This is a genomic window from Neobacillus terrisolis (assembly GCF_051233475.1).
Classification (GTDB): domain Bacteria; phylum Bacillota; class Bacilli; order Bacillales; family Cytobacillaceae; genus Bacillus_BU.
Genome location: NZ_JBKFGH010000041.1, coordinates 1 through 3,811, shown reverse-complemented (window position 1 = coordinate 3,811; position 3,811 = coordinate 1). Strand labels below are relative to the sequence as shown.

Sequence of the window (3,811 nt, the reverse complement as noted above, 5' to 3'; positions counted from 1 at the left end):
AAACAGTTCATAGGTCCAGGTGATTTATATACAAAACTATTATTAAAGGAAGGAGGGAAAATCGAAGACATTTCACTTAAATAAACAGAAAAGGAGAACAAAGATAAAATTACTCCCCCACCATTGCAGCCGGCCGGCTCAACAGACAAAAGCGCTTCTCAATGACGAGAAGCGCTTTTTTGTGAGACATGGGGAATCAAGGGGACGGTTCTTGTGTATCAAAAACTTTAAACTTTATTACTTCAAGGTGTAAAATTTGTGGTTCTTGGGTTGTGTTACGAGGAAATTATACAAGAGAACCGTCCCCCTGTTCACACCCTCTGTTACACCAGAAGCAAACCATCGAGATCGAGTATTTCTATTTTTTTGTTGGATTTTTGTTTGATGTAGCCTTGTTGTTCAAGTTCTGTTAATTTGCGGCTGATGGTTTCGGGAGTCGTTCCCAAATAGGAATCTAAATCTTTTTTACTCATCGGCAGTACTACTTCATTTAATCGGCCATCAGCATCTAAACATTCTGCTAAAAACAAAGCAATCCGCGTTTCAACTTTCTCCGTGGCAAACCGTGCAGTTTGTTTCTCCGACTGCTCCAACCGGTTTGAGAATTCCGTTAATATTTTTAATGAAATCGACGGGTATTTCAAAAGAAGCTCTTGTAAATCAGAACGATTTATCATACAAACTTGAGTATCTGTCATCGCTTCTGCATAGGATTCGTGAACTTCCTCTTTAAATAAAGCAAGTTCACCGGTAAAATCACCAGTGTTTAAAATACGAATCAGTTGCTCTTTTCCTGATTCAGAAAGGCGGTAAATTTTAATTTTTCCCTTACTTACAATATAAAGGGAGTCTGACTGATCCCCATCATGATATATGATTTGCCCCCTTTGGTACAAAACCGATTGAGCTGTGTTCATAACCTCATTCCTTTGCTCGATTTCTAAATGATTAAAAATCGGAACAAGAGAAACGCACATTTTATCATGATGACATGCATGCTTTTCGTTTATCTTCATTTTTTTCACTCCATTTCATACCTAAATCTCCTGAACCTGTACTGGATGCAGCTTTCTTTCTGTATTTTCCTTCTTTTGATTAAATCCAATTAATCTCATGGCATTTAAGATCACCATTAATACACTCGCTTCGTGAATGAACATGCCAGATGCCAAGTGTACTGTCTTGAAAAGGACCCCGATCAAGAGAATAAAAACGATGGATACGGCGAAAAATGTATTTTGCTTCATATTGCGAATCGTTACTTTCGATAGTGAATAGGCATGTGACAATTGTGTGAGCTTATCAGCCATTAGGACAACGTCAGCCGTTTCCATCGAAACATCTGTACCACCTTCCCCCATTGCGAGCCCAATATCCGCAGTTGCAATCGCAGGGGCATCATTAATTCCATCCCCAGCCATCGCCACAACATATCCTTTCTCTGTTAATGTTTTTACATGCTCTACTTTGTGTTCCGGCAGTAATTCCGCATAAAATTCATCTAATCCAAGTTTATTCGCCACTATTTGCGCCGTGTGTTGATTATCACCTGTCAACATAATGATTTTCTTAATTCCGTTTTGTCTCAATTCCGCTATGGCCGTTAAGGCGTCTTCCCGGATTTGGTCGCCAATCGAGAAAATACCTGCCACTTGATTATCAATTACAGCATAAATAGCAGTGTTTCCTGCCTTTTCACGTTTTATGGCATATTCGGCAGCCTCCAGAGGAATTTTGATGTTTTCGCGTTCGATTAATTTGCGATTCCCAATAATTACGCTCTGACCTTCAACATTCGCACGGATTCCAAGTCCTTTGATAATCTCACCATTTTCAATTTGACCGTTTAGATTTATGTTTCTGCCCATGGCTTCTTTCACAATGGTTTGGCCTAAATGATGTTCAGAAATCGTTTCCGCTTGGGCAACTAATCTTAGTAAGTCATTTTGGTCAGTCTGAGTAAAGGTCTTAATATCGGTTACCTCAGGTTTTCCTTTTGTCAGCGTTCCGGTCTTATCAAATACGAGTGTATCTACTTTAGAAAGCTTTTCTAAAATCTCTCCACCTTTCACAAGAACGCCGTTTTTAGCACCATTTCCAATCCCCGCAACGTTTGAAACTGGAGCTCCAATAACCAAGGCACCTGGACAGGAAATGACTAGAAATGTAATAGCTAAATGGAGATCTCTTGTGAGCGTAAAGACGATAATGGATAAAATAACAACTGCAGGCGTATAAACCGTAGAAAACCTGTCCAGAAACTTCTCCGTTTTCGACTTTGATTCCTGTGCTTCCTCGACTAATTCGATAATTTTAGCGAAAGTGGTATCCTCGCCTACTTTTTCAGCGACAACTTCAATATAACCATTATCTACGATTGTCCCACTGAACACTCTCTCGTCTGTTTTTTTCGACGCTGGAGTGGATTCACCTGTAACCGCAGCTTCAATTAAAAGTGCCTGCCCTGAAAGAATTCTCCCATCAACAGGGACTTTTCCTCCAGAACGGATGATCACCCGGTCCCCTGCCACGACTTCCTCCACGGGAATCGTTAGAGTCATTCCGTTGCGAATGACTGTAGCTTCCCTTGGAGCCATATCGATCAGTTCTTTCAGTGATGAACGTGTTTTTTCTAAAGTCCTTAATTCGAGCAAATCCCCTAATAAAAATAAGAATGTAACAATCGAAGATTCCGTATACTCTTGAATATAAAGTGCCCCGATTACAGCAATACTGACCAATAATTCGATGCTAAATACTTTGATTCTGAGTGCCTGGAAGGCCTTCAATAAAATGGGCACACTGGCGATGAAGGTTGCGATAATGAGCGTAATATTTTTATTGTTGTCATAACCTAATAAACCCGAAAGAAACCCTAAGACAATTAATATTCCGGAAACAAAGGTAATGTGGTTTTTATATTTATGAATGAATAGCATCCTGTTCAACTCCTCCAATATCTCTATACACATATAGTAGGCGTCTTTATTTTTAAAAGAATTGACGGTCGTCAAGTTTTTAATTTTAATTCTGTTAAAACCTGAATGTTGTTTTCCACTCCAATCAAAATCGTGTTCAAAATAAACAAAAAGACTTATAACCAGTTTGCTCCCAATATGCACGCCCGGTTATAAGTCATCTAGCCCGTTATTTAGTTTTGTGAAATTTTAGCTGATAACACGGGGTATCCCAGTTTTTCAAGCATTTCTCCTATTTGATTTACCTGAACTGCCGATTCATTAAATTCTGCTTTGACTTTGCCTGCATTAAATAAAACTTTTGCTGATACGACACCTGTTGTTTTATTTAAGGCCGTTTCGATTTTTTTAATGCAAGATGGGCAGGTTAATGGTTCTAATTGGAATACAGCTTTTGTCATATGTTATTGCCTCCCTTAGTCTATTACATCATAATCTTAAACCAGTTAATGATAGAAAAACTTGATGAGCATCAAGTTTGGAATTTAAAGTGAACATAGGGACGGTTCTAGTGTTTTTTTTCTGTGGTACGCGTAGATGCGGGTATGAACATGGGGACGGTTCTAGTGTATTTTTCCTGCGGTACGCGTGGATGCGGGTATTTTTGAGGTTTCTAAGGCATGTTTAAACGCAAAAGGAGACGGAAGAACCGTCCCCATGAACTTTTTGAGCGGACATAGAGGACCTTATTTTGATAAAATTGCTGTTTTTTTGGACCTAGGCGGACACAGGGGACCTGATATGAACAAAACTGTCAAGGCCCGAGCGTTTTTTACTATTTTTGGGCAACCTTAATACAGAAGCTTGTGCTGCTTCTTTTTGAGGGGTTAACC

Annotated in this window: 3 protein-coding genes; all 3 read right to left on the bottom strand. The window is 39.4% G+C overall.

Annotated features, from left to right (window positions below; all coding sequences use genetic code 11):
• Positions 1-323: 323 nt before the first annotated feature.
• Complete coding sequence (locus tag ACI48O_RS21105; RefSeq protein ID WP_435563799.1) at positions 324-1,016, bottom strand: Crp/Fnr family transcriptional regulator; 693 nt, start codon at positions 1,014-1,016, stop codon at positions 324-326.
• A 21-nt stretch (positions 1,017-1,037) separates the two neighbouring features.
• A complete protein-coding gene (locus ACI48O_RS21100; protein ID WP_435563798.1) occupies positions 1,038-2,939 on the bottom strand; it encodes a heavy metal translocating P-type ATPase in 1,902 nt (633 codons plus the stop codon).
• 212 nt (positions 2,940-3,151) lie between these two features.
• Entirely contained in the window at positions 3,152-3,379 is a 228-nt protein-coding gene (locus tag ACI48O_RS21095; RefSeq protein ID WP_435563797.1) for a heavy-metal-associated domain-containing protein, read from the bottom strand.
• Positions 3,380-3,811: the final 432 nt, after the last annotated feature.

Coding starts and splice junctions, on each gene's coding strand:
- ACI48O_RS21100 (WP_435563798.1), bottom strand. CDS start 2,939: ATGCTATTCATTCATAAATATAAAAACCACATTACCTTTGTTTCCGGA.
- ACI48O_RS21105 (WP_435563799.1), bottom strand. CDS start 1,016: ATGAAGATAAACGAAAAGCATGCATGTCATCATGATAAAATGTGCGTT.
- ACI48O_RS21095 (WP_435563797.1), bottom strand. CDS start 3,379: ATGACAAAAGCTGTATTCCAATTAGAACCATTAACCTGCCCATCTTGC.